The following is a 26,716-nucleotide window of genomic DNA, read 5'->3' as shown; positions in this document are numbered from 1 at the left end:
GCTTGCTCAGCGCCCCCGCCCCAGGTTGATGTTCTGCGTCCAGGCGTTCGTCCCGCCTTTCGGCGTGGTTTTGCAGGCGGTGGCGTAGCAGCGCCAGAACCAGGTGTCGTTCTGCCTGCGCCGGATCTCGATTTCCGAACCGTTGCAGCGTCCGCACTTCGGCGGGGCCGCGAAGGTCGCCGCGTGCTGGTGCTCCAGCAGCTTCCGGGCGAAGTGCGCGCCCCGCATCGTCAGCATGACCTCCCGGGTCCAGCTCTGGGAGAGGGCGTTGAGGCTGCCGAGCATCACCGTCCGTTCGTCGATCACCGCGATCTTCTGGTGTATGACGTTCATCGGCACGACCGTGTGGGCCACGGCGCGTAGGTCGGCGATCAGGGCTTGGTTGGCCGACTTCTTCTGGAGCTGGTCCGTGTTGTCGCGGATGAAGACCGTGATCCGCACGCCCCGGTCGGCTGCGGCCCGCAGCTCGGGCAGGAGGGAGCTGACTCGCTTCGCGACCCAGGGGGCCCACAGCCACAGGGACTGCCGCGCCTGGCGGATCTCCCCGGTGAACGTGCGGTAGAAGTCGCGTTCGTCGTCGATCTCCGTCACCTCGACGTGCCGGCTCAGTACCTCGGCGAGCGCTTGGCCGAATTCGCCCCGGAAGGTCGTAGGCGCGTGCGGCGGAGTGATCAGCGTCTTGGCGTGCAAGACCCGCACGCCCGTGGTGCCGATGAGCGCGGCGAGCTGGGCCAGGGCGGTCCCCGGCTTTGCGTTCTTGACGCGTTCTCCGCTGGCGATGACGTAGAGCCGTGTCTTGACCCGGGTGACGGCGACGTTGAAGAGGCGGAGGCCGTCGCGTGGCCAGCTACTGGCAGCTGGCTGGCGATGGGCGTTGGCCATCCACAGCTCGCGGTTGCCGCTGTCGCCCTCCACCGTGTCGAAGACGACGATGTCGAATTCCCGGCCCTGGAACTTGTGCGCCGTGCCGACCTCGGCCAGCGCGCGCCCTCCCGGTCCTTCGGCGTCCCGCAGGGCCTCCAGGGTGGCGTCGGACTGGACCCGGTAGGGCGTCACGATGCCGGTCGTCTCGCCCTGCTCACGGTGCAGCTCCACCAGGGCCCGCGCGATCAGCGAGCCCGCCGGCCACCAGCCGCTGCGGCGGCCGGTCAGGTGGGCCCTGGCCAGTTCGTGAAGCCCGTCCGTGTCGATCAGTACGATCTCGGGATCGTCGGCCGGGCGTCCTGCGAGCGTCTGGCTGCCTCCAGTGAGCACGCCGCCGTACGCGAGGTCATTCGCCAGCCGCATCACGGCCGGGCCGAAGCGGTGCTGCTCGGTGAGGCTGACGCAGGCCGGGTGCGCCTGGGCGTCGGCGGGTTCGGCGATCCCTACGTGCTGGAAGACGTCCGGGAGCAGCCAGCGTGTGATGTCCGGGCGTTTCTGATCCTTGAGCTCGCGCGGGACGACTGCTCCCAGCTGCATGAAGTCCCCGAGCAGGACGGCGGCCCGGCCGGCCTTTCCGGTGGCGAGCAGTACCTCGGGCAGGGTGGCGGCGCCGGCCTCGTCCACGAGTACGACGTCGTAGGGGCCCTCGAAGACCGCACGGTTCGTCCGGAACCGCGCCAGGGTGGTGGCGACCAGCTTGGCACCCTTGATGATCTCGCTCTGGGCGTCGCGGGCCAGGCGCTCGTACTCCTCCTGGACCTCTTGGTACTGCTTCTCCAGGGCGGGGCGGCGGGCGGTGTCGGAGGTGACGGCCGGGCGTAGGCGGCGGGCCAGGTCGTATTGGGCGGGCCAGCCCTTCTTCTCGGCGCGCTGAGTCAGGTCGTCAGCCTGCCGGGCCCGTTCCGCGGCCTCAGAGGTGCGGGTCGTCTCTTGCTCGCATGCGGCGCAGTGCCGCTCTTCCTGTTTCGCCGCTGCCAGGAGGGCGCGCGCGTCAGCTTCGAGGCTGTCTGTCTGCTCCCGGGTGAGCGGGATGGTGTCCACCAGAGCCGTGATCTGGGCGCCGAGCGTCGCGATGTGGATGGTGGCAGTGGAGCGTGCATCCAGCGCTGCTTGCTTGGCCGATGCGGCAGATCGCTCGGCGTCTATCAGCCGCTGCTGGAGGTTGACGATCTTTTCGCGCTGGCGCCACTTCGCCATTGCGCCCTTGGTCTCGAGTTCCCCGAGCTCCTCGCGCAGTGGATGACAGCGACCCTCCGCCAGCAGCGCCGCCGCCTCGCGGACCTCCGCTGCCTTCCGTACCTGGACGACCTCCTCGGACAGTTGGTCCACCTGGCGCCACTGAGCTCGGGAGGAATCCGCTGCCTTGTGGCGTGCGATGGCCGTCCTGGCTTCCGCCACCGCGTCCTGGTACCGCTGAACGGCCTCGGCCAGCCGCCGACGGGCCTCCTCCGCTCGCGACCGCGCCGACACGAGATCTTCGCCGGGGGTGCGCAGCAGTTTCAGCGCCGCGAAGTAGGAGGAGGAGTCGAAACCAGCCAAAATGCTGTCCAGGGCGGCGAGCTGCTCCGCCCGGTTCTTGACCGCGACGAGCTCGGCTTCGACTGCGCTGCGTCGGGCGGCGGCATCCGCCAGCCGCGTCTTGACCATCAGCGGCAGGGACACCGTGGGGTCCTCGGCCACCTCCCGCAGGTGCGGTGGGCCCACCCGGACGATGTCACCAGGGCTGTGCCGCTTCTCCCGCACCACCCCGAGCAGGGCGTTGTCCACGGCGATGTTGGTGGCCGAGACCAGCAGTACCCGGTCGCCCCGGGCGATCAGGTCGCCGATGGCTCGTTTGAGGACTGTGGTTTTCCCCGTGCCCGGAGGTCCCCACACCACGTGCACGCCCTCGCCGAGGCAGGCCCGGTAGGCGTCCCCTTGCGCGGGGTGGAAACCGGGCGGGTCCGCAGCCCTGGCCGGGGGTCCGCCGATGCTCCCGGCCGCCAGCGCTGCGGCCAGCGGGTGCTCGCCCAAGGCGGAGATGCCGTCGCGCAGCGCCTCGATCAGGAAGGTGGGCGGCTGCTTGAGGATCCACAGGTGCGGGTCGGGGACGTCTGCGAACTCGGCCACCCGTAACGTCAGCAGGGAGCCATTCTGTACCGTCTCCGAGACCGCGAAACCGCCCGCCTCGATGTTGTCGCTTTCCGGACCGGCGAGCCGCAGGTTGTCGAGCTGGTCCGGCCCGATGTCGGAACCGCGGAGGTCGACCGCGTATTGGCCGGGCTCGCCGGTGCGGGCCGCCCGGCCGACGCGCTGCCAGCGGGGCTGTTTGCCCGCGCCGCCTTCGACGCTGATCCACTCGCCGAGCGCCGTGACGATCTCCTCGCGCCACCCCACGTACGCGTCCCCCTGTCTGCGGCCCCCGCATCCGGAGCGGCAAATCTACCCACCGCCATGAAGTGACACACAGGCAAGAGGGTGTGACCGCGTGTGCGGGGACGGGGATGGCGTGGATCTTGTCGGAGCCGGGTTCAGGGCGCCGACGACCTGGCAAGATTGAGGTGCGCCAAACGGCGCACACCATCCGACCGTGCCGCCACCGACCGAGGGACTGATCGCCTGATGCCCATGAGCGAGCTCTTTCTGAAGGATGTCATCGACATCAAGGAAGACGTCCACGCCGGCGACTTCAAGATCGAGCTCTCCCAGGGATTCAGCGAGACCGACGCGCGGGTCAGCGAGTACGTCGTCACCGAGCAGCTCCAGGGTGCCTTCCGGCATGCCCTGAGCATCGTCTCGAATGCGGTCCGCACGGGTAATTCGCACGCCGCATACCTGCACGGCTCCTTCGGTGCGGGTAAGAGCCACTTCCTGTCCGTCCTGCACGCAGTGCTCAACAACCACGAGGCGGTCAAGAGCAAGCCGCGCCTGATGGAGGTCGTCGCGCCCCACAAGGGCTGGTTGGACCGCAGCAAGTTCCTGATGGTCCCGTACCACCTGGTGGGCTCCACCGACCTCGATTCGGCTCTGCTGGGCGGTTACGTGCACACGGTGCGCGAGCTGCACTCCGACGAGCCGCTGCCGCCGGTCTACCGGGCCGACGCGCTGCTCGCCGATGCCCAGACCCAGCGGAAATTCCTGGGCGACGACGCGAAGTTCCTCCAGTGGCTCGGGAAGGGCGCCGTAGCGCTCGGCGCCACCGACGCGGTACCGGCGGAGGCAGATCCCGACGACATTCCCGCCTTCGACGCCGGGGCGGGGGCTGCCCCGGCCGGCGGAGGCTGGACCAGCGCGGACTTCGACCGGGCGTTCAATGCGACGGACGTGGACGACCCAGACCGGAAGAAGCTGGTCTCCGCGTTGCTGGCGGGGCCCATGGCCTCGTACGCACAAGGCGTCCGCGGCGAGGCTGGGGCTTTCGTGCCCCTGGAGAACGGCCTCAAGATCATTTCCGAGCACGCGCAGTCGCTCGGCTACACCGGCGTGGTCCTTTTCCTTGACGAGCTGGTGCTGTGGCTCCAGGCGAACATGGGTCGGCACGACTTCGTCCGGAGCCAGGTGCAGCAGCTGGTCAAGCTGATCGAGTCCGGGGACAGCGGACGCCCGGTGCCGATCGTGTCGTTCATCTCCCGCCAGCGCGACCTGTCCCAGCTCATCGGCACTGACGTCGCGGGCGCCGACGTCGAGAACCTCGAGCAGCAGATCGAGTACCTCGCCGAGCGGTTCGACGTGGTCGACCTTGAGGACAGCAACCTCGTCGAGATCATCAAGCACCGCGTCCTCGCGCCCAAGCCGGGCATGGAGTCCGTACGTGACGACGCCTTCAAGATTGTCGAGTCGTCCAATGACGAGGTGCGCCAGGTGCTGCTGGACGCCCAGGGCCGCACGGAGGCGACCTGGGACGACTTCCGTGAGCTCTACCCGCTCTCGCCGGCCCTGCTGAACGTGCTCGTCGACCTGTCGGGTGCCCTGCAGCGCGAGCGCACCGGACTCAAGCTGGTGCAGGAACTGCTGCGGCGGCGCCGCGAGGACCTCAAGCTGGGCGAGCTGATCCCGCTCGGCGACCTCTACGACGTCATCGCGGACCGTACCGGCGCGGCCTTCACGCCGAAACTGCGCCGCGAGTCGGAGATCGCACACCGCTTCCACCAGCGCGTGCGTGACACCCTGCTGGAGAAGTACAAGTCCACGGACGACAAGCGTTTCAAGACCGACGACCGGCTCGTCAAGACGCTGCTGCTGGCTGCCCTCGCCCCCCACGTTCCGGCGCTGACCCGGCTCACCGGTGGGCGGCTCGCAGCCCTCAACCACGGTGAGATCCGCACCCGCGTCGGTGACGCCGGATCGGTCGCGGTCAAGCGGCTGAGGGACCTGCAGGTCGACTACGACGGCGAGCTGCGGAGCGAGGGCGACAGTGGCGACCCCGTCTTCCACCTCCACCTGTCCGACCTGGATGTGGAACCGCTCCTCGAAGAGGTGCAGGGAGTCGCCGACCAGCTCGGATACCGCCGTCAGTGGATCAAGGATCAGCTGTGGCGGGCGCTCGGCATCCAGGACACCCAGGCGTTCGTCTGCGAGCGGGAGATCGTCTGGCGCGGCACCAAGCGGACGGTGGAGTTCGTCTTCGGCAACGTGCGCGACCGACACCTGCCGGACGAGGAGTTCAGCCCCGAGCAGAGGGCCCACATCCGCTTCATCTTCGACTACCCCTTCGATGACGGCGAGCACGGGCCGAACGACGATCTCGACCGCGTCGACAAGCTCCTGCGGGCGGGACGCAACGAGCCCGTTCTCGTCTGGGTACCGGACTTCTTCTCTGAGCAGACGGGACGGCAGCTCGGCCGGCTGCTGAAGATCAACTATTTGCTGGAGCGGGACCGACTGGAGGACCACACGGCCACCCGGCCCGCCGAGGAGCGCGTTCAAATCCGCAATCAGCTCAAGGCGTCCAGGGACAGTCTCACCGAACGCCTCACCGAGGCGCTCCTCCAGCTGTACGGGATCAACAAGGCCGAGCCGGGAGTCGTCGGTGCCCAGGTGCACGAGGGGCAGCACCTGGTCTCGCTCCAGCGAGGTTTCGAGCGGACCAAGCCGGAGCCGGCGGTCGGTTTCGAGCAGAACCTCTTCGTGCTCGCAGACGAGATGTACGCGGCGCGCTTCCCCAAGCACCCCGAATTCGATCCGCTGGGCAAGCGAGAGGCCATCACCCTCGGCGATCTGAAGATCACTCTCGAGTGGATCACCCGGGCCATGGCGGACGGCTCGCGCCGTGTGGTGGTCGACAGCCACCACATCAAGCGGGTTCGCAAGATCGTCCACGGGCTCCGCCTCGGCGAGGTCCACGACGGGCCGCTCAACGTCAGCAACGACTGGCGGCTGCGCATCAACAAGCGCGCCGCCGAGACCCAGGACCCCAGTGACGACCTTGCGGTGGAGACCATCCGCGGCTGGATCGACGACATGGGCTTCGAGGGGCTCGACCGCCACGTCGCCAACCTGCTCATCGCCACGTACGCGCTGCTCGACGACCGCACCTGGATCTACCAGACCTCCACCCTCCCCAAGGCGCCGGACCTCGACAAGATCGGCGCAGGCTATGGGCTGCGGGCGGTCGTGCTGCCGGACGAGGAGACCTTCGACACGGCGTTGCGGCGGGCCGCGGTCATCTTCGGCAAGCAGGTGCCGCCGGTCCTCTTCGCCCGGAACGTCGCTCAGCTCGCCACCCAGATCCGCGAGGTCGCCGAAGGGCACAGCAAGGCCGTGGCAGACGCCCGCGATCTGCTGCAGCGGCATGCCGGCCGGCTGGGTTTGGCCGGCCCGGGTGGTGCAGAGGCGCCCCGCATGCAGTCCCTGAAGGCGGCGGCCGACCTGATCGCGCGCGTGGCGCGCCCCGGCAGCGACCCGACCCTCGTGCTCCAGGACCTCGCGCGAGCCACGTACACGGTGGCCGATGAGGAGATCGGCGCCGCCCTCAAGCAGGCTCCCGCGGTCCGGGATGCCCTTGCCGATGGGGAATGGCCGCCGCTGCTCGACACCGTGCACGAGCTGGCGACCCGTGACGACTCCGTCGGTGACCGGGCCCGCGCCCTGGTGGCCACCGTTCAGCAGACGGCCAACCGCCACGAGACCGCGGACGAGCCGCTGGCGCCGGTTCTCGGCGGCATCCAGAGCTCGGCCATGCTCCTCATGCGGGAGGCCACCCGCCTCGCGCAGGCGGCGCAGCCGGCCGCGCCCCAGCCGCCCGCCACCATGCCGCCGAGCCCCGCGGAGCCGACCGCAGAAGACGTTCGGCTCACGACCCACGGCAACCCGTCTGTCCCCGCTGTTGAGCAGCAGAGCGGGGCTCGCCAGACGGACGGACCCAGCTCTGTACCCGCGCGGCCCACCAGTCCGCAGGAACACCTCGCCGGGGCCAGCTACCTGGTCGAGCCGACCCGGCTGGAAGCCAGCCTCGCGGCTACCGTCGCGGACCTCAGCGCCGATCTGCGGACCTATCTCGCAGACCACCCCGGTGCCCAGGTCCAGATTTCCTGGCGGGTCGTCGAGGCCGGGTCCCGCGGGGCCGACACCGAGGAGACCCAGCACTGATGGCTCCATCCCTGCCACAGGTCGGACGGCGCACCATCGAAGCGCTGCTGGAACGGAACGCCTCTGCCTTGCGTGAGCGTTCGCTGGTGCTGGTCCACGGCACGTACGCGAAGGGGGCGGCCGCCGAGTTCACGGCCACCGTGGCAGGGCAGCCGCGCAGGGTCAGGGTCCGCGACGAGTCGTCGGTGCTCGGGCTGCTCGATGCATGGCGCGAGCACCGCGCCCAGGGGGTCCCCGGCGGTCTGCTCGTTCTCACCACGGGAGTCGACGACGCACAGCTCGGCTGGGACCTGCGCGGCCACGCCATCCGCAGGCGCACGCTCACGGTCAACAAGGCCGAGATCGTCCTGCAGCGGTTCGGCGCTGCCGGGCTCGACATGCGGATGTACCGCGAGGACTGGCTGCTGGATGCACTCGTCGATGCCGAACCCGCAGACCGCGGCTGGCCGCGGACTGCCGGAGTGCTCACCCGCGACACGGCGGTGCGCGCACTCGTCGTCGAACGTCTCGGCCTGTACCGCGAAGGCGTCACGGCCCCCGGCAGAGAGGCAGCGCTCGACCCCGACTCGCTGCTGGCCTGGTCCCGTACGGGCGCGGGGCCTCAGCGCTTCGCCGAACTGGGCGAGACCGAGCGCTCGGAGCTGAAGAAGTGGCTGGGTGAGGTCGCGGGTCCGGCCGTACCCGTCTTGCTCGCGCTGGCCGAGGCGGGCCGTGGCGCGGATGCCATGGCACTTGGACTGCTCGGCGCGACCTTGCGTGATCCAGCTGTCAGCCCGGACACGGTCCTTGCTGTTGGCGGCCTCTTTGGGCAGGCGCGGCCGCGTCGGGCCGAACTGACGGCTTTCACCGACGCGGTGGAAGGGTCCATGCTCCGCTGGATCGCCGAAGTGCGTGGCAATGACAGCGCCAGGCAGCGTGTGTTCGCCATCCTCGACCGGGCTGATGAACTGGCTCGTGACGCGGGACTGACAGCTGCCCTGGCCACCAGCCGATTCCTTCCCGCCGGCTTCGCGGCGCACCTGAGTGCAACGATCGAGGCGGCCCGGCAGGCACCGGACGGCGGCGAAGCTGAACTGGCCGAGCTGACCGGGCATGCGCTGGTCGCTCTCTACCCCGACCGGGTGCGGGTGGCCGAGATGGCCGTCCGCCTCGCCCGCTGGCTGCGCCTGCCGACCCCCACCGTCCCGAGCGTGGCCGGTGGCGTGGCCGAGCATGCCGCTGACTGGGGATGGGTGGACCGGGCGCTGACGGTGCTCTGGGCCGGCGACCCCGGGGGCGATCCGGAGGCGGCACGGCACCTGAGGGCGCTGTACGAGGACGGCCGGGCCCGTCGCGAAGCGCTGGATGCGGCCTTCGCCAGGCACCTGGCGGACTGGGCAGTCCATGCCACGGCCCAGCAGCCGGGTGACTGCCTGGTCGTAGAGAAGGTCATGGAGACCGTCGCGCGTCCCCTGTCGGCAGGAGCGTCCCCTCTGCTGATCGTGCTCGACGGCATGAGCAGCGCGGTTGCCGCACAGCTCGGCGAGGACGTGGAACGCGAGGGCTGGCGGGAGGTCGTGCCGCGCCCCAGGCCCGGCGCAGGGCCGCGACGGCTTGCTGCGGTCTCGGCATTTCCCTCAGTGACCCAGACGAGCCGTGCCTCTTTGCTGACCGGAGCGGCCACCTCTGGCGGTCAGTCGGTTGAGGAGGCAGGCTTCAAGGCGTTCTGGCGTAAGAAGCGAAAGGACGCCCGGTTGTTCCACAAGGCGTCCATCGGAGGGGAGGCGGGCCACTTTCTCGCCCCGGAGCTGCTGCTTGCTCTCGCCTCGGACGCAGTTGTCGGAGTCGTCCTCAACACCATCGACGACGCCCTGGACTCGGGCCAGCAGGGCCAACGCACTGCCTGGTCCCTGCACGATGTGACGTACCTGCGCGAACTGCTGGCCGCGGCCCGTAGCTACGGTCGGCCCGTGGTGCTGGTCTCCGACCACGGTCATGTACTCGATCGCGAGCCCGGGAGGGCCGCGGCGGAAGTGGCGGGTCCTGTTGAGTCCGCGCGTTGGCGGACCGGCACGGATGCGGGAGCTGGCGAGGTATCCCTGCAGGGCCCCCGAGTCCTGGCTGGAAACGGATCGATCACCGTGCCCTGGCGTGAGAACATCCGGTACTCCGGCCGACGGGCCGGCTACCACGGCGGCGCGGCCCTCGCCGAAGTCACCGTGCCGGTTCTGGCCCTCGTACCCTCGGTGGGCGAGGTGCCTGATGACTGGGACCTGCTGCCCAGGGAGCAATCGGCACCTTCATGGTGGCGTGCGACGTGCACAGCATCGACGGAAGAGGTGCTCCTCGCTACGGCTTCGGCGGAAACTGCCGCGAAGGCGAGGACCAAGGCAACCAAGCCGCGACAGCAGTCCGAGGAACTCTTCACCGACGCCGACGTCGTGACATCGGAGAAGCTCGGTGGTCCGCATTCTGTTGCTGCGGGGGACAGCCTCGGCGACCGCGTGGTGGTGAGCGAGGTCTACGAGGCGCAGAAGGCGTACGTCCGAAAGGCGCCGGAAGCTGCAGTCGTGGCTGCGGTCATCAACGAGCTGGTCGGGTCCGGCGGCACCATGTCCCCGGCTGCTCTGGCCGCGGCGATCTCGGCAACAGGTCGGGTGCGGCGCAATATTGAGGGCTTCGTCGCCACCCTTCAGCGACTGCTGAACGTCGAGGGATACGCCGTCCTCGGCTTTATCGACGGAGGGCACACGGTGAAACTCGACGAGGCACTGCTGCGTGCGCAGTTCCTCCCGGCCGAACGGAATGCCCGGTGACCGCCGTCCCGGCCGCTGGGAGTGCGGTCCGCCGACGCGAGGTGATGGACGCGCTCCGGCGCGGCACTGTTCCTCAGGCAGGCCTCGACCTCCTCGCCGTCGGGCTCGGGCGCTTCGAGGAGGCGCTCGACGACGACCTTTCGACCGTGGCGCGTGGCGGTGCGGCCTTTCACGCCATCCGCGGCGAGTACGGGTCGGGCAAGACTTTCTTCGCCCGGTGGCTGGCTGAACGGGCGAAGCGGGCCGGATTGGCCGTGGCTGAGGTACAGATCTCCGAGACAGAAACACCACTGCATCGGCTGGAGACCGTTTACCGCAGGCTGACGGAAAGACTGACCACGGCGACGCACCAGCCGAGTGCGCTGCGGGCGGTGGTCGACTCGTGGTTCTACACCCTTGAAGAGGAAGTTCTCGACGCGGGTGAGGTCGACGAGGACGATGAGATGGCACTTGGCGCTGCAGTCGACACGCTCATGGAGCGACGGTTGGCCGACGTCGCCCGGACCACGCCGGCCTTCGCCGCAGCTCTTCGTGGCTACCGCGCGGCTGTCTCGGCCGGAGATGGAGCGACTGCCGAAGCACTGATCGCGTGGCTAGGCGGACAGAAATCCGTGGCTGCCTCCGCTCGTAAGGCGGCGGGCGTTCGCGGGGATCTCGACCACTTTGCCGCGCTCGGATTCCTTCAGGGATTGCTCACCGTGCTACGGGACTGTGGGCATCCCGGGCTGCTCCTCGTCCTAGACGAGATCGAAACTCTTCAGCGGGTGAGAGGCGACGTACGCGAGAAGGGGCTCAACGCCCTGCGGCAGCTGCTCGACGAGATCGATGCTGGACGCTTCCCCGGACTGTTCCTCGTCATCACCGGCACGCCCGCCTTTTACGACGGCCAGCAGGGCGCGCAGCGGCTGGCCCCGCTCGCCCAGCGGCTCTCGACCGATTTCACCACTGACTCCCGCTTCGACTCGCCTCGCGCGGTCCAGCTCCGTCTCCCAGGCTTCGACCTGCCTCACCTTGGAGAGTTGGGGCGCAAGGTACGGGGGCTGTACCGGGATGAGGCCCGCCACCCGGAGCGCGTCCTGGAGCGGGTGGACGACGCGTACGTGGACGAGCTCGCCGCGGCCGTCACCGGAGGCCTCGGGGGCAAGGTCGGTGTGGCACCCCGCGTCTTCCTGCGCAAGCTGGTCGCCGATGTGCTTGACCGCGTCGATGATTTCTCCGACTTCGACCCCCGGAAGCACTACGCGCTCACTCTGAAGGCTTCCGAGCTCACCGAGACCGAACGCAACGCGGCAGCGGGAGACGCGGGCGACGTCCACCTGGAACTGCCATGAGCGCCTTCGACGAGCTGGAACCCGTCCTGGCCCACCACGTCGTCAACACGCTCGGCTGGAGTGGGTTGCGGCCCCTCCAACAGGAGGCGATTTCCCCGCTGATCGCGGGTGACGATGCGGTCCTCCTCGCCCCCACCGCAGGTGGCAAGACGGAAGCCGCCTGCTTTCCTCTGCTATCCCGGATGGCGAAAAACCGCTGGACCGGCACCTCGGTTCTTTACGTCTGCCCGCTCAAGGCACTGCTCAACAACCTCCTTCCACGGCTTGAGACCTACGCGTCCTGGCTTGGGCGCAGCGCAGCCCTCTGGCACGGTGACACCACCGCCGGTGCACGGAAAGGGATCTTGGCGGCCCGTCCCGACGTGCTGCTCACGACGCCGGAATCCCTGGAGGCCATGCTGGTCAGTGCGAACGTCGACCATGCAGCGTTCTTCTCCGGGCTGAGGGCCGTGGTGGTCGATGAGGTGCATGCCTTCGCCGGCGACGACCGCGGCTGGCATCTGCTGTCCGTGCTGGAACGGATGCAGCGGGTCGTGGGGCGACCGCTCCAAAGGGTGGGGTTGTCTGCAACGGTGGGCAATCCTGAGGAGCTGCTGTCCTGGCTCCAGGGTTCAGGCGCAGGGAAGCGCCCGGCCAGAGTTGTGGCCCCACACCTGAGGGAGTCGGCCCTGTTGGCAGGCAAAGCCGCTGCACCCATTCCCCCTGGCGACATTCAACTCGACTACGTGGGCTCCCTAGACAACGCGGCCACTGTCATTGCCGCGTTGCACAAGGGGGAGAAGCGTCTGGTGTTCTGCGAGTCGAGGCGCTTCGTCGAGGAAATCGGCGAGAAGCTTCGAGCGAAGGGCATTACCACCTTCCTCTCCCACGCCTCCCTGTCACTCGACGAACGCAGGCGGGCGGAGGCGGCGTTTGCGGAGGAACGCGACTGCGTCATCGTCTCCACGAGCACGCTCGAACTCGGCATCGATGTGGGGGATCTCGACAGGGTGATTCAGATCGACGCCCCTTCCTCGGTCGCGTCCTTCCTACAGAGGCTGGGTCGGACGGGGCGGAGACCGGGAACCTCCCGCAATTGCCTGTTCCTGGCCTTGGACGAGCCTGGTCTGTTGGAGGCGGCGGGGCTACTGCTCCAGTGGTCGCGAGGCTGGGTGGAGCCGGTGACCGCTCCACCGGAACCACGGCACATCGTTGCGCAACAACTGCTGGCGCTTTGTCTTCAGGAGCACAGGGTCGGCGAGAACCTATGGCAAGAGTGGTGGGGCGGTCTCGGCCCCTTCGGGGGCGGGGCCGAGCCGATCGTGCGTCACCTGGTTGATGAGGGCTATCTCGACCGTGACGGCGGTCTGCTGTTCATCGGCCCCGAAGCCGAACGGCGCTTCGGGCAACGCCACTTCATGAACCTCACTGCGGTGTTCACCGCGCCTCCTCAGTTCACCGTGCTGTACGGCCGGTCGGAGATCGGCCGAACTGATCCCAGCCTGCTGACAGAGCGGGTTGACGGGCCCCGACGGCTGCTGCTGGGAGGCCGGAGCTGGCTCGTCACCTACATCGATTGGAAGCGCAAGCGCTGTTTCGTGGAGCCCGTGGATGGTGGGGGGAAAGCGAAGTGGAGCGGCGCCGGATTCGGAATGGGGTCATCCTTCGAGGTGTCGCGAGCCGTGCGTGAAGTGCTTCTGGGGACCGACCCGCCCGTGAAGCTGACGCCTAGAGCGACGGGGTCTCTGAGTCAGGCTCGTGACCACTTCCTGGAACGCGTGCACCCGGGTGGCACCCTCATCATCAGGGATACGGATGGCCGCATGCGCTGGTGGACGTGGGCCGGACACCGGGCCAATGCGACTCTGGCGGCCACGCTCGACGAATTGACGGTGCCGGGGCAGCGCATCAACGACCACTGGATCCGGTTGCGTGAGGATGTCAGCCCGGTGGTCTGGAAGGCGCGGACCGACGGCGCTGCTGCCAAGCTGTGTCTTCCCGCGGTGGACGAGCGCGCTGTGCGGGGGCTCAAGTTTGCCGAGGCCTTGCCTCCAAGGTTGGCGGAGGCAACACTCTCGGCCCGCTTGGCGAACGTGGAGCAGGCCGCAGTTGTGCTGGGCGAGCCTGTGCGATTCGTTGCAGTCTGAACAGCAGGGATCGGTGCGGCGCATGATGGCTGCCTTCTTGGCTCAGTAGGAAGGCGAGCCAAGAGAGGAGACATCAGGACCGGTGACCAACCTGGTGAGCAGGGTCCGAGGCGTAGCTCGGCGCGTGCGCCTCGTCAGGGCATGGCCCGTACGGCCGGCCTGTGCGCGTTCTTCCAGGCTCACCCTGAGGGCCGCACCTCTGCGGTGTCGGTGACCAGCGACCGGAGCTTCTCGCGGGTCTCTGGGTCGGTCGAGTAGATGATCGTTCCGATCATGCCCCGGGTCAGCAGCACCTTGTAGGTGTTGCGAACGAGTCGATCGACATCCTCATCGGGGGTGGCCTTGGTGAAGGATGGGTCCTTGGACGCCGTACGGTCCACCACCCAGCGGTCGGTCCGCCAGACGAGGTCCGAGCCCATGATCACACCGGACCAGTCGTACTCGAAGCCCTGCGCTGTGTAGACGCAGCCGACCTGTCCGAAGCCCGCGGGGTCGGTGGCCCAGAGCGGCGCCGGAGGAGCGCCGAGCAGGGAGCGGTCCCCGTACAGGTTCCAAGGTTTCGCCCAGTCGCCGACAGTGACGTCCTCCGGCAGCGAGGTCATGCTCGGAGTGATTTTGGTCGTCCACTTCCAGCAGTAGCCCGCAGACATACGGGCCTCGTAGCCTTGAGTCCGCTGCGTGGAAAGGAAATCCTCCAACTCCTGCGGAGTGTCAGCCGTCAGCAGGCACACCTTGCCGTCCGGATCCCACGCGGTGGGTGCGTTCCCCTCGAGGCCCAGTAGGTCAACCACCCAGCGGAGATAGGCGTCGCTGCCGCCGCAGCGGAACTGGCTGTCCAGCTCGACCACTGTGCATTCCAGCCCCTGCTTGGCGGCTGCCTCCCTGATCTCTTCCACCGTCCCCATCTCGCCCGGACGTACCACCTGGTGTTGGTCCAGGAGGAACACGGGGACCCGGGCGGCGTCGATCAGTTCCGCCACCTGCGCGCGGCCGGTGCGCAGGGCGGCCCTGGTGTAGCGGTTGGCCGAAGTCTTACGGAGGCGGTGTGCCTCGTCACAGACGAGCACGTCCAGGTCGTTGGGCTCGGCTTCCATGAAGCTGTTGAAATAGCGGAAGAGCTTCTGGACCTCAGGCTTGCGGGCTCTCCCGCGACCCTGCGCATGGTCTTGGTGAACGACTGTGATCCGGTGGCGTGCAAGGCGGGCACCCCGCGCCGGTAGAGATCGCCCAGCAGCGACAGGGCGATCACGCTCTTGCCGGAGCCCGGACCGCCAGCCACCACGACCACCTGCTTGTGGTTGGACCTCCGAGCTTTGCGGACCGCGGACATCACCGTCTCGTAGGCGAGTCGCTGCTCACCCAGCAGCACGAACTGCTCTCGGTTGCGAACTTCTTCGGCGGCGACCGCCATCAGTTGCTTGGACGGCTTTACCTTGCCCTGGACCAGGGCGTCAGCCGCCTCGGCGCCGGGCTTGGGCGCCAGCATCGAGCGCAGATAGTCGAGGAAGGCGCCGCGTTGCTCACCGGTGAACATCCGGCCTCGACGGTCTTCTGTGACGCCTCGCAGACCCGCCACCCCGAACTCGGTCGCGTTGTGGAGGTACGCGACCCCTGCGATCGACTCCGGTGCCTGTTCAAATGCCCCGTTGAGCGACACCAGGTAGTCGCAGTAGCCACGGACTTGTTCGATCGGGTTGAGGACGGGTCCTGGGTACGCGTCGATGCGGTACCGCAGCGGGTCGCCGTCCTCCGGGTAGGCGTTGCTCCACTGCTTGAGCTCAACCACCACGTACGACGGTCCACCGGTGGCCGGATGCACGCCGGCCAGTATGACGTCCGCGCGCATACTGGTCAGGGGCAGGCCGTACTCCAGCAGCATTTCCACGTCGCCGAGCCCTGCTTCGACCAGCGCGTTGGTGAGCGCCGGGATGCTGCGTTCCCAGGAGCGCACCTCGGATGGGTGGGGCCTGTGGCGGTGCTTGTGCAGGAAGTTCTCGCTCAGGAGCTGTGCCAGCCGTCCTTCAAGATGGGTGCGGGTGGCCAACGACGCCGCGGACTCACGGAACAGCAAGAAAATGCCCCCAGGCAGCACGAAGTAGCTCGTGCGGGTGGGGGGCATGTCCTTCAGTTCCACGGAAGTGGAGCGGAAGCCCGGCGGGCCGCTGAGATGGTCATCGCAATCCTAGAACAGGACGTGGATCATGTCCCCAGAGCTGGGCAGCACTTCCATGTGTGAGGACTGATGCCGCTTTTCCGGCGCATGCCGCATCGGCGGCCCAGGTGATCCAAGCCGCGGCTCCGTCCCTTTCAGGTCCAGTCGACAGGGTCTGTGCGTGGCGGCGGAGGGCGGCGAGGTATTTGGCACAGGCCCCCACAAGCTCCTTCTTGCTCCTCGCGCCGTTGAACGCGGGCTGTGCATCCCCCTGAGCCCGCCCCAACCTCCGCCCGCCGGACCGCCTCGGAGAAATGCTTGATTGGGTGCGATGGGTCAAGTGCTGTCTGAGGTGTCCGTCTCAGGTTCAGGTATCGGAGGGGGCGCGGGGGGAGCCTGCGTCGGCTCGGGCCTCTGGCCTACGGGCTTGTAGCCCCTCTTCCCGTTGGGGTCGAATTGCGGTCGGGCGTCGTTCACCGGTTGTGTCTCCGTCGTCAGCTGGGGGAGGAACCTCGACGAAGTCGAGGAACTCCACGTCATCCATGCGAATGTAGATCCCGCCGGAGTGTTCCAGGGGGCGTTCGAGCCATCCCGTCCGTGACACGGCCCACGCTCTCTGCAGATACAGATCGGCCGCCTCCGGGTAACTCGAGGCATAAGACCCCTCGCCGTACCAGCCGCCCACCCAAGCGCCACTCTTCAGCCGTGCACGGACCAGGCAGTGGCCTCGTTGGCGGAAGGCACTGTCCCAAGCTGTGGGGGTCCGCTCGTAGGATGAACGGTTTCCTCGCAGGCGCAGCCGGGAGACGAGCCAAGCGGCACCAGCTGGCAGCGCGATGAGGAGGAGCATCGCGGCCAGCGCCGCGGTGCGCGGATGGTCGGCCGCTCCGCTCAGCCAACCGCGACGCTGATCACGCAGGAGTCGTATGAGCCAGGGGCCGACGAGGAGGACATATGACGTGTCGAGCACGATGCCAGCCGTCACTGCGCGGAGTACACGCTCGCCGAGATCCCTGTGGCCGGGAACCAAGCCGTGGGCACGTTCATGGACGAACTGGTAGACGACGCCAGGGAGCACCAGGAGAAGAATGACTGCGACCTGGACGACGGTTGTGGGTACTTGTGGCATCGACGTGAGTCCTCCCCGGACAGGGCATGCGAAGAGTCTCGGCACTAAGAGACCTGATGTCCCTTAGTGTCTCCTGGAGTTGAGGGTGATGCGCGGCCTTGCTGTGACACACGCCTGCCCATGTGGGAGGGACGGAGACGCTGATGCGAAATGACCTGAACCGGATACGCGGCACGTGGACGGACAGTCTTGCAGCCCGGGTCTGTCATGGCATCAACCCCCGAACGTGCCGGATGGAGATGCTGGCTCCCTGGGTCGCGAGCGATCAACTCACGCTCGCAACAATGCTGGGGAGCATTGCTACCGAGGACATCAGGGGAAGTTCCCCCCAGACCATCGGCCGGCACCTTCGATCCGCGGGCTTCGTCGTTTCCGATACACCTGTCCAGGCGGTGGCCAGGGATCTGGTCCTGCCCGTGTTGCGCACAGTCCGCCGGAACGGGGCGCCATGGGAGCGCTGGTGGGACGTGCGGGGACTTGGTGTACTTCTGGTCGAGTTGTGGACGGGGCGTCAGCTGCTGCGTCGGCCTCCGGAGACGGTCCGCCAAGAATTAACGACCTTGTGGCGGGTGCCCGATGACCTACTCGACATGGCGATCAAAAATCGATCCGACCCCTTCTCGTGCCTCCCCGAGGACCTCCTGTTCGCATCGGCGACAGGCGTGGCAATGAGTCTTATGCAGTACTTTGTCTCGAAGGGTGCCGTTAAGACCAGCTTGGGCGAAGAGATCCTCGGTGAGCGCCCAGGGTTGGCCGACAGGCCCGACCTCGCGGCAGCTGTTCGGCGTTGGTGTCACCGAAACGATCTTGAGCATGCTGTGCATCGCTACGGGCGCAATGTTCCGCCCGAGGTGAAAGAGGGACTCCTTCATGATCTCAATGCTTGGGATGCTCAGATGCGAGACTTTATATTTGGTCTGACGGCATACGAGTTGGCATTGATGGAAGCTCCGGCAGGAGACGAATTGTACGGTGAGCGTTGCCTTCTGGAGGGGCAGAAGATTCACCAGCCCCGACTATTGGCGGATGACGACCTGTTGTGGGACTCGGCCCCTGATGAACTGATGGGTTCCGTGCCAGAGTGGATGGTGGAGGAGATCGTCACCTGCGGGACGCGATTCTTTCACGTACGCGTAGGACCCCACCCCGTTTGGCTGGCTACGGTTGAGAGCGATGCGCACCTCCGTGCCGTGCACGAGCTCAGGGAGCAGGGTGCGGAGTGCAGGGTTGGGATGGAGGAAACGGCTGACGGCGTGAGGCTGTGGCTGCAATTCCCTTCCCCTCCCGGTGATCAAGGTCCCGCGATCCGGGCCCCATACACGTACTCCTTGTCCTGGATTGAACATTCCTGGGAACTGCTTCACCTTGCGTCCGTCGGATATATCCGTCTCGCCGTCGTTCGCCTCGTGGGTGATGGTGAACTGACATCCATCGGTAGCATTTTTCTCCCGATTCCAGAGGAGCTATGTGCCAGGTTGAGGTGCAAAGGAGTAGAGGCACTTCGACGTCTCGTCGGTGATGAGACTGGGGAAATAGTGCAGCGCATTGCCCTCGAGGGTCTCGGTCAATCGGCGGAGATCGCTTTCCGGAGCTGCGAGAATGCCAAGGCTGAGGAAATTCTTGACGAAATTGCGCTGATTCCCGGAGCGGTCGAGCACCAGGACTTCGTGGGAGCCACCCGAAGTCTGGCTCGCGCGCGAGCTCGGCGCTCGGCACTCCTCCTCGACGGAGAGGACGTCTCCGAGGCCGAAGCGGATGTCCGGGAAGCCGTCGAGGCGCGAGGGCGCGCCCTCGAGCTCCTCCGTGCGACTTCGAACTGGCCACACGGGCAGGAGGGGGCGCAGCACAGTCGGGACTTACACCGGTTCGACGCTGGAACGGTATTCGTACACCTGATCAACCGTTTCGGAAGGCTCCAGCTCGCGGCGCGCTGGGATAGTCCGGACGGGCCACGCTTCGAGCTCATCTCGTGCGAGGAGGTCCTGCTCGATGCTCTGAGTGAAGCAGTAGGCGAATGGGGGCACCACTCGGAAGCGGGGCAGTGGGGGGAATACCTGGATCAACTTCTCGGTGCATGCGCGGGGATGGCTCATTCTCTCGTCGAGTTGGCTACCCGGCAGGGGCTCAACCGGTTGATTCTCAGCCCCACCTCACCGATGGAACTGCTGCCTCTTCATGCGGCCCCGCTGGACATTGAGCACACGGCGACCCTCAATGATGTCTTCGATCAAATCTCATATGCCCCCACTGCGCGTCTCGCGTCGGCCCTTGAAGGGCCTACTAGGCGACACGGAGCGGCAGCCGAGGTGTTGGTGGTGGCACACAGTGGGGCTTGCATCGAGGGCATCGACCCTATCGGCGGACCGATTTTCGAAGCTCAGCTGCTCTCCTCTCTTTACGATGGCGCGAAAGTTCTCGCAGAGGAAGAAGCGCATCCGACTCAGGCGCTGCGGTCTATGTCCGGGGCTCGCATCATCCACGTGGCATCCCATGGCTTGACGCATACCGACCGATGGGCCGCCGGACTGGCGTTGCAGGGGAGGTCGCTGGGGGAGGCCACCCTTACCACGAGCATGATCCTCGCCGAGGGCGATTTCTCGTGTGTCGACCTGGTCGTCCTAAACGCCTGCAGGACTGGGGCTCACGAAAGCATTGCGCGGGCCGTACAGACCTTGCGTACGCTTGAGGCGGCGTTTCTCGCGCGAGGAGCAAGCGCGGTCATTGCCACGCTGTGGGAGATCACCGATCTCCTGAGTATCGTCTTCTCCGCCATTCTGCACGCACTTATCAGCGCCGGCGCGGACCCTGGCACAGCGTTCCGTGACACGGTCCGTTACCTCCGTGGGCACGAGTGGCGTACGCTCCCGCGGCAGGAACCTGTGGCTATCGCGGAGTCACTTCTCAGCAGCCTGCATTCCCGCTGGCGCATCGACCTCGACCGGCAGGCAGCCGAGAACCCGCTCTTCTGGGCCGGTTTCAAGATCACTGGTGCTGTTTGAGCGCATCTGTGGTCATCTGTCATTCGACGCACGTCCACTCAGTGTGCAGGCTGTTGGTGAGTTCGCGAGCCTCGTCGTCGGAGAGCGAGGTGTAGGTGATGAGGATGGCCAGGTCGCCGGGCTGAAGAGGCGCGCGCCGTTGTTGTTGAGCCTCTTCCCTGGCGGCAGGAGCGCCGCCTCCAGCAGGCCGGCGCTGACGGTCGCGGAGCCCACGTTGTGCAGATCAGGCCTGGGTGCCCTACCCGTGCGTGATCCTCTTCCCGGTTGGTGTGGGGGTCCTTTTCTCCCGGCCAAGGGGCGGCAGGCAGCGTCAGTTGCTGCCCATACCGCCCACTCCGCACCTAACGCACACCGGCAGGCTGTCCGATTTGCGTCACGCAGGGCGTTGACCTGCAGTTTTCTCTGACCTGTTTTCGTTGCACCTTATTCCGATGACCCATCATGTCGAGTGCGTCGCGATCCTGGAGCCCATCGCGAAGTAGGGATCCTCACCTGCGGTTCGGGTGGCCGAAGTGTCGGGTCGGCTGTCGTTCCGCCAGATCGTTCCGTGCCTTGACCCCGGTTGACCCTCGTCCGGGGTCATTGCCGTCGCTCCGTCACAGGAGGAGCTGTCGCCGTTCGGGCCACGCTCCCGTGCGCAGACCCGTTCCGGCCCGTCCGGACAGCGCTCAACGCTGTCGACCCCGGCGGCCGGGACGGCCTCCGTGCCGTGCGCGTGGACGGCCGTCGGTAGCCGGGCCGACCCTGCCGCCGTCCCGACGACGGGCCTCGGCCGCCCGGTGGCACTGTGGGCGAGGCCACAGACGGGCCGCGCAACCGGAGGAACCGCACTCCGCGTGTATGCGGCGAGAACCGGGCCGCGCCCGTAGGGTCCGAGCGCGCCTTTGCACCCACCTCCGGAATATTCGCTGAAGCGAATGCGGGGGGATTGGGGCGTTTCTGCTGGGCGGGGTTTCCGGCACTGCCGCTCGGCATGCGGTCAGGGTGCGAAGGATGCCCGGTCGCCCGAGGGGCATCGGCGAAATCAGGTCACCGCATTCCCGTGGGTGCGCTGAGCAGGCTCCACTTGTGGGCGTCCCGGATTTCTTGGCCGGATCGGGTGGGCGCGTCCCAGGGTCGTGCTGCCGCAGCGGCATTGCGGGGTGCGGTGAGCCCCCGTAAGTCTCTCACCTGCCGATATAGGGCTTGACATCACCCCGTTGGTCGGCAGGGGGGTGGGCGAAGCGGCCCCGGATCCGACAGTCGTCCTGCGGGCGGAACTCGAGCGCGCCCGGCGTCGCGGGTCGTGGGTGTGCGCAGAGTCCGTCGACCGATCGATATGTGAGACGGTTCTGGGCCTCTGGCCCGAGGTGTTCTTGTCGACTTAGCGCCAGTTGAAATTTTTTGACTGATGATCACATGTCTTTTATGGTTTGCCGCTGCTGCATGTGCCAACACATGGCATCGGGGGGGGCGCGCGTGTCGGCGTGAGGGGCGTGCGTCGGTACAGCGGGAAAGGCGTGGGGGAATGGGCTCGTTTGCCAGAATTGCCCGGAAGGTGATGGGCCTTCCGGAACCGGTGGACCAGAGCAAGCGAGGACTCACGGCGGGGCTGTCCCGCCAGGAGGAGAAGCCGGGCGCTCGGGCGGTGAATCCGTGGGAGGCGGCGGGCGCCGAGCTGGCGGCGCGTGAACGTCCCACCGCAGTGCCTGACGAGACGACCCGTCAGGCCGTGGCGCCCGCCACTCCGTGGGTGCCCCAGGACGAAAGCTCGGGTGTGGTGTTCGCCCGCAGGCTCGGTCGCGGCCTGCTGTGGGCCGTAGTGGCCCTCGCGGCCGTCACCGGCGTCCGTGCGTGGGTGGTTCCGCCCAAGGCCCCGGCCACCGCCACCGCTCCGGCCCAGGCGGCGCCGGCGTACCCGGCCGCCGAAGCCCAGGCGGCGGCGGCCCGCTTCGCCCGCGCCTACCTCGGTTGGGACGAGTCCAGGAAGGAGGAGCGCGCCGCGCTCCTCGCTTCCGCACTGCCGGCCGGGGCGGACAGCACCATGGGCTGGGACGGCAAGGGCCGCCAGGAGGTGCTGGCCGTCCAGCCCGGCACGGTCACCCCGGCCGAGGCCGGTCGTGCGCTCGTGCGCGTCGACGTCCTGATCCGCGCCGCGGGACCGGCCGAACCCTCCGCCAGCCCCTCCGCCTCCGCCGGTCAGGGGGGAACCACACCCCGGGCGGAGTCGGGTGCCCGCTGGGTGGGGCTCGACGTCCCGGTGTTCCAGGCCGGTGGGCGGTTCTCCGTCACCGGACGTCCCGCCCTGGTGGGCGTGCCGGCCACGGGCCCCCAGCTGCCCGACACGCCGGCCGCCCAGACGGACGCCGAGCTCACCGGCCAGACGAAGAGCACCATCGAGAAGTTCTTCGCCGCCTACGCGGGCGGCGACACGGAGAGCGTCTCGGCCCCCGGCGCGCGACTGCCGGCCCTGCCGCAGGGCATCGAGTTCAAGGGACTCCTCGCCTGGTCCGTCGACGCCGCCGGCGCGGGCGACCGCTGGGGATCCGCCCGGGTCGCTTGGGCCATGGGCGGCACCACCGTCGAGGTCGCCTACCGCGTGAAGCTCACCCGGGTGTCCAGCTCGGACGCCCAGCGCTGGCAGGTCGCGGACATCCGCGGCGGCGCTCTCTGAACCTCCGCTGCCGCCGCTCACCCGGATGAGCCGTCGTCACGGAGTCGCACCAGCAAGACAGTCAACACGACAACGGGGGAATCCTGTGCTGCACCAAACCGCCACCGAGACGCTCGCGCTCACCACGGGCGCCGACCTCAAGGGTTGGATCCTCGCCGTGGTCGGCAACCTCTTCGCCGCCTTCCTGGGGGTCAGGGCCCTGGGCCACTTCCTGAAGAAGGAGTGGGGCGAGATGCTGACGCTTTTCGTCGCGGCCGTGTTCGTCGCCGGAATCGTGTGGTTCCCGGACGGCGTCAAGACGCTCCTCGGCGATGTCTGGAAGAAGGTCGCGGGGGCCTGATGAGAGTCGGTCACACCTACACCAGTCACCTCAACCTGGAGACCAAACAGCACGAACTCCTCGGCATGGACCTCGGCGAAGGCGTGCCCCGCCGCGCGCTCGTCATGGGACTGGTGCTGTACCTCGTGTGGGCCGGGCCGCTCCTGCTGCTGTTCGGCTTCCCGTCCAAGGTCACGTTCACGTTCTACTTCCTGCCCCCGCTCCTCACCGTGGTCTACGGCACGCAGAAGAGCCGGGCCGTGGACCGGCGGTGGAACGTGACCCGTTGGTCCATCGGGGCCCGCTACCTGGTGCTCGGCCACCGGCCGATCATCTCCGGCGGCCGCCGAGCCGCCACCCGCGGCGAGTGGATCAGCCGTCGCGCCCGCTGGTCCGGGAGGACCGAGATCTTCCTCGAAAGCCCTCTCGGGGGGCTGTTGGAGCGGTGGCTCGGGGCCGAGGAGGCGGTGCCGGCCGGTACCGGGGCGCCGATCCGCCTCGCCGCGCGGCCCCGTCTCTACGGCCCTGACGCCGTGGCCCGCGCCCACGGCCGTAAAGCACTTCAGCACCAGGAGGGGAAAGCGTCTTGAAGATCTTGCAGAGAGTGGGCACGTTCCTCGGGATCGGGGGCGACCGGTCCGCGGACGCCCCGCGGTACGTCGCCCTCGCCGACGGCCTGATCATCACGGACAGCCACACGGAGGCCTGGTTCACCCTCGCCTCCTCGAACACCGACCTCATGAGCGAGGGCGCGCGCGACACCGAGCTCGACGCCGCCTCGGCGGCCCTCGCCCGTACGCTCGCCGGGTTCGACTGCCACCTGCGCGTGCTGTGGTCGCCCCTGCACGCCGAGGACTACGTCGCCGAGGCCGCCGGAACGTTCAGCCACGGCGCATGGCAGGAGTGGGCCGATCTGCGCGTGCGCCGGCTCGAACAGATCGGCCTGCCCACCCGGCACCTGCTGCTCGGCGTACGCATGACCGAGCGCGCGGGCACGGTCCGTACGGCAGGCAAGCGAGGGGTGCAGGAGGGGCTCGGCCTCACCTCGACGACGGTCTCGACGCGCGAACTCAGCAAGCTCGACGCGCAGATGCGCCGCCTCGGCCGCAGGCTGGAGGCCAGCCCGTGGAAGGCACGACCCGCCGCGGTCGAGACGCTGGCGTGGATGATCTCCCGGGAGCAGCATCGTGCGGCGCCGCTGCCGGCGGCCAACGCGGGTGTGATCGCGGGTGCCAAGCTGGCCGCGCTCACACGGGGCCGGATCCTGCCCCATCCCGACCACCTGCGGGTGGTGGACGCGGACGGCGAAGTGTGCGCCTGGACGGCCGTGCTGACCATGACGGGCTTCCCGGAGGAGATGCAGAGCCCCGGCAACGGCGAGTGGCTGCGGGTCCTCTCCGAGATCAACTACGTGCCGGACGTGGACGAGGACGACCTCGACCCGGGCACCGACCCCACCGCGCTGATCCTGCCGGTCTCCCCGGAGGCGAGCGTCCGTTTCCGCGTCCAGCCGAAGAGGGACGCGCTCAAGCTGGTCGACGAGGCGCGGCGGCTGGCCAAGGAGCAGAGGCGTTCGGCGGCCCGTCAGTCCGCGGAGGACCCGGGGCGCGAGATCGAGGAGACCGAGCAGGTGATGGCCGGCCTCACGCGTGACATGCGGCGTGAGGACCTCACCCTGGTCGAGGACCACCCGCGGCTCGTCGTCACCAGCACGATTTCGCTCGGTGACCTGCGCGACCGGGTGGACGCCGTCATCACCCACTACGGCGGCATCGGCATCGAGGTGGTCGTCGGCGAGGAGGAGCAGAGGGAGCTGTTCATCGAGACCCAGCCCGGCGACCAGCTGCGCGTGCCCGACCTGGGGCACGTACGGGACGTGACCGCGCTGGCGGGATCGTGGTGGTGGGGCGGGGCCCAGGTCGGTGACGACACGGGGCCGATCGTCGGCTACCTGACGGGCTCCACGCCGGGGGTCTTCCGCAACGACGTGACCTCGGGTTCGGACCGCGGTGACGCCACGACCACGGCCTACGTGGGCCGTTCGGGGCGCGGCAAGACCATGGCGATGATGCTGTCGATGCTGGACGCGGCGTTCCGCGGCGCGCACGAGATCGCCCTGGACTTCAAGGGGGACCTCGGCGGAGTGGTCAACGCGGCCCGCCGCTACGGGCTGAACGCCCATCTGGTGGAGACCGGTCCGCGCTTCGCGGGCTCCTGCGACCTGTTCACCCTGCTGGCCGCCGACGGCATCGACGCCGCCCGCGGTGAGGTCCCCGCTCAGCTGAGCATCGCCGCCCCCGAGCACCTGCGCCAGCGCGGCGCCGAAACTCCCATCACCCACGCCGTCAACTCCGTGGTCAAGGCGGGGGAGCCGGCGACGTGGAAGGTGATCGAGTACCTCCGCATGATGGAGGACCCGCTCGCCCGTGAGACCGGAGAGGCCCTGTACGAGCTGGCCCAGTCCTCCCTGGGCGCCCCCTTCATGGGGCGCCCGACCGGGGACGCGCCCCTCATCAGCCCGGGACCGGGCATCTGGGTGGTGCAGATGCCGGGCCTGAGCCTGCCCGGAGTCGAGGCGGGCCGTCACGAGTGGACCCCGACGCAGCGGCTGTCGGTGGCCCTGATGCACAGCATGCTCGCCTACGGCATCACCACCGCGGGCCGCCGCGACCTGCGCCACCTGCGCAAGAGCGTCTGCGTCCCCGAGGTCCACGTCCTGACCGCGACCCGCGAGGGCGCCAACTTCCTCCAGTACATCGCCCGGGTCGGCCGCGCCCTGGGAACCTCCCTGCTCCTGGACACCCAGGATCCGGAAAGCCTCGTCGAACTCGTCGGCATCACCGAACAGCTCACCACCGTCGCCGGGTTCCAGCTCACCACCAAGGGGCAGCAGGACGGTCTCGCGGAACTCCTGGGCCTGCCCAAGGACGACCACACCCGCGCCCTCATCCGTTCCGTCGGGCTGCTGCCCGACGGCGAGATCCGCCACGGCCACTGCATCATTCGCGACCGCCGCTTCAACTGCGCCACCGTCCAGTGGGACGTCCCCAGCCTCGAACTCCTCGAACTCCTCGACACCTCGCCCAAGGCCGCTCGCCAGGCCGCGGACTCCGACGACTCCGAAAAGGTGCCCGCATGACCCGTCGCACGACCCACGTCGCCGCCCTGACCCTGGCCGCCTCGCTACTGGCGGCCGGCTGTTCCTCGTCCGGGGAGGACGGTGGCGACGCGGGGGGCCTCCCCGCGCCGAAGGACCCGAAAGCGGCCGCGATGGCGGTGGCCCGCAGCTACATGGACGCGGCCGAACACGGCGACTGGAAGACGGCCTGCCCGCTCGAGTCCCAGGGATACCTGTCAGGAACGGTCGAGAACTGCGTCGCCACCAACTCGGAGGGCGACACGCCAACCCCGTCCGCCGGCAGTGGACCGGACCGTGCGGAGCCCGGGGAGTTCAAAGCCTCGGACGCCGTCGAACTCGCCGCCGTGGGGAAGCATCCCGCCGGGTACGGCGTCCTGGTCACCTACACCTACACGTGGCCCGGCAAACCCACCGAGACCGACCGGGTGGCACTGCGTCTGGTCGAGCAGGGCGGTTCCTGGCACGTCGACCAGCGCGAGCGGGTGCGCCCGAAGGACATGGCGGCCGAGCCCGACATGCCGTCGCTGGTCCGCGCCCTGCTCACCGCAGGAGGGAAGTAGCGGATGCCCATACGCGCGCCGC

At 68.2% G+C, this 26,716-nt stretch carries 12 protein-coding genes and 1 pseudogene; 10 read left to right on the top strand and 3 right to left on the bottom strand.

Annotated features, from left to right (window positions below; genetic code table 11):
- Window positions 1-6: 6 nt before the first annotated feature.
- The gene (locus ACZ6JS_RS28215; protein WP_469302024.1) at window positions 7-3,300 is read right to left on the bottom strand and encodes an AAA domain-containing protein; all 3,294 of its coding nucleotides are present in this window, start codon (window positions 3,298-3,300) and stop codon (window positions 7-9) included.
- Window positions 3,301-3,531: 231 nt separating this feature from the next.
- Between ACZ6JS_RS28215 and ACZ6JS_RS28210 the strand changes: the two genes are divergently transcribed.
- From ACZ6JS_RS28210 to ACZ6JS_RS28195, 4 genes are read left to right on the top strand one after another with little or no spacing between them, the layout of a single operon-like run.
- On the top strand, window positions 3,532-7,491 hold the full coding sequence (locus ACZ6JS_RS28210; protein ID WP_469302022.1) for a BREX-2 system ATPase PglY family protein: 3,960 nt from the start codon (window positions 3,532-3,534) through the stop codon (window positions 7,489-7,491).
- Window positions 7,491-10,286: a BREX-2 system phosphatase PglZ gene (gene pglZ / locus ACZ6JS_RS28205; protein WP_469302021.1), complete on the top strand. Its 2,796-nt coding sequence runs from the start codon at window positions 7,491-7,493 to the stop codon at window positions 10,284-10,286. The genes ACZ6JS_RS28210 and pglZ overlap by 1 nt, the downstream gene beginning before the upstream one ends.
- Window positions 10,283-11,617, top strand: a complete 1,335-nt coding sequence (gene brxD, locus ACZ6JS_RS28200; protein WP_469302019.1) for a BREX system ATP-binding protein BrxD — start codon at window positions 10,283-10,285, stop codon at window positions 11,615-11,617. The genes pglZ and brxD overlap by 4 nt, the downstream gene beginning before the upstream one ends.
- On the top strand, window positions 11,614-13,743 hold the full coding sequence (locus ACZ6JS_RS28195) for a DEAD/DEAH box helicase (protein ID WP_469302018.1): 2,130 nt from the start codon (window positions 11,614-11,616) through the stop codon (window positions 13,741-13,743). The genes brxD and ACZ6JS_RS28195 overlap by 4 nt, the downstream gene beginning before the upstream one ends.
- A gap of 179 nt (window positions 13,744-13,922) precedes the next feature.
- Here ACZ6JS_RS28195 and ACZ6JS_RS28190 read toward each other — a convergent pair.
- Window positions 13,923-15,814 (bottom strand): annotated as a pseudogene (locus ACZ6JS_RS28190) (DNA/RNA helicase domain-containing protein).
- Window positions 15,815-16,262: 448 nt separating this feature from the next.
- Complete coding sequence (locus tag ACZ6JS_RS28185) at window positions 16,263-17,024, bottom strand: DUF6338 family protein (protein ID WP_469302016.1); 762 nt, start codon at window positions 17,022-17,024, stop codon at window positions 16,263-16,265.
- A 590-nt stretch (window positions 17,025-17,614) separates the two neighbouring features.
- Between ACZ6JS_RS28185 and ACZ6JS_RS28180 the strand changes: the two genes are divergently transcribed.
- The 6 genes from ACZ6JS_RS28180 (at window position 17,615) to ACZ6JS_RS28155 (ending at window position 26,694) form a co-directional block, all read left to right on the top strand.
- Window positions 17,615-20,023: a CHAT domain-containing protein gene (locus ACZ6JS_RS28180; RefSeq protein WP_469302015.1), complete on the top strand. Its 2,409-nt coding sequence runs from the start codon at window positions 17,615-17,617 to the stop codon at window positions 20,021-20,023.
- Between the two features lie 1,540 nt (window positions 20,024-21,563).
- Window positions 21,564-22,676, top strand: coding sequence for a conjugal transfer protein (locus ACZ6JS_RS28175; RefSeq protein ID WP_469302233.1), 1,113 nt, complete (start codon window positions 21,564-21,566; stop codon window positions 22,674-22,676).
- A gap of 85 nt (window positions 22,677-22,761) precedes the next feature.
- On the top strand, window positions 22,762-23,016 hold the full coding sequence (locus ACZ6JS_RS28170; RefSeq protein WP_030650654.1) for a TcpD family membrane protein: 255 nt from the start codon (window positions 22,762-22,764) through the stop codon (window positions 23,014-23,016).
- Window positions 23,016-23,585, top strand: coding sequence for a hypothetical protein (locus ACZ6JS_RS28165; RefSeq protein ID WP_356811663.1), 570 nt, complete (start codon window positions 23,016-23,018; stop codon window positions 23,583-23,585). The genes ACZ6JS_RS28170 and ACZ6JS_RS28165 overlap by 1 nt, the downstream gene beginning before the upstream one ends.
- Window positions 23,582-26,134, top strand: a complete 2,553-nt coding sequence (locus ACZ6JS_RS28160; protein WP_469302014.1) for an ATP-binding protein — start codon at window positions 23,582-23,584, stop codon at window positions 26,132-26,134. The genes ACZ6JS_RS28165 and ACZ6JS_RS28160 overlap by 4 nt, the downstream gene beginning before the upstream one ends.
- Window positions 26,131-26,694, top strand: coding sequence for a hypothetical protein (locus ACZ6JS_RS28155; RefSeq protein WP_469302012.1), 564 nt, complete (start codon window positions 26,131-26,133; stop codon window positions 26,692-26,694). The genes ACZ6JS_RS28160 and ACZ6JS_RS28155 overlap by 4 nt, the downstream gene beginning before the upstream one ends.
- Window positions 26,695-26,716 lie beyond the last annotated feature (22 nt).

Source organism: Streptomyces sp. NPDC046349 (genome assembly GCF_055587885.1).
This window is presented reverse-complemented; position numbering and strand designations above follow the sequence as displayed.

What these genes read in the sequence shown, in the direction of transcription:
- ACZ6JS_RS28210 (WP_469302022.1), top strand. Translation starts at nt 3,532, where the DNA reads ATGAGCGAGCTCTTTCTGAAGGATGTCATCGACATCAAGGAAGACGTC.
- pglZ (WP_469302021.1), top strand. Translation starts at nt 7,491, where the DNA reads ATGGCTCCATCCCTGCCACAGGTCGGACGGCGCACCATCGAAGCGCTG.
- ACZ6JS_RS28195 (WP_469302018.1), top strand. Translation starts at nt 11,614, where the DNA reads ATGAGCGCCTTCGACGAGCTGGAACCCGTCCTGGCCCACCACGTCGTC.
- ACZ6JS_RS28185 (WP_469302016.1), bottom strand. Translation starts at nt 17,024, where the DNA reads ATGCCACAAGTACCCACAACCGTCGTCCAGGTCGCAGTCATTCTTCTC.
- ACZ6JS_RS28180 (WP_469302015.1), top strand. Translation starts at nt 17,615, where the DNA reads ATGGCGATCAAAAATCGATCCGACCCCTTCTCGTGCCTCCCCGAGGAC.
- ACZ6JS_RS28175 (WP_469302233.1), top strand. Translation starts at nt 21,564, where the DNA reads ATGGGCCTTCCGGAACCGGTGGACCAGAGCAAGCGAGGACTCACGGCG.
- ACZ6JS_RS28165 (WP_356811663.1), top strand. Translation starts at nt 23,016, where the DNA reads ATGAGAGTCGGTCACACCTACACCAGTCACCTCAACCTGGAGACCAAA.
- ACZ6JS_RS28155 (WP_469302012.1), top strand. Translation starts at nt 26,131, where the DNA reads ATGACCCGTCGCACGACCCACGTCGCCGCCCTGACCCTGGCCGCCTCG.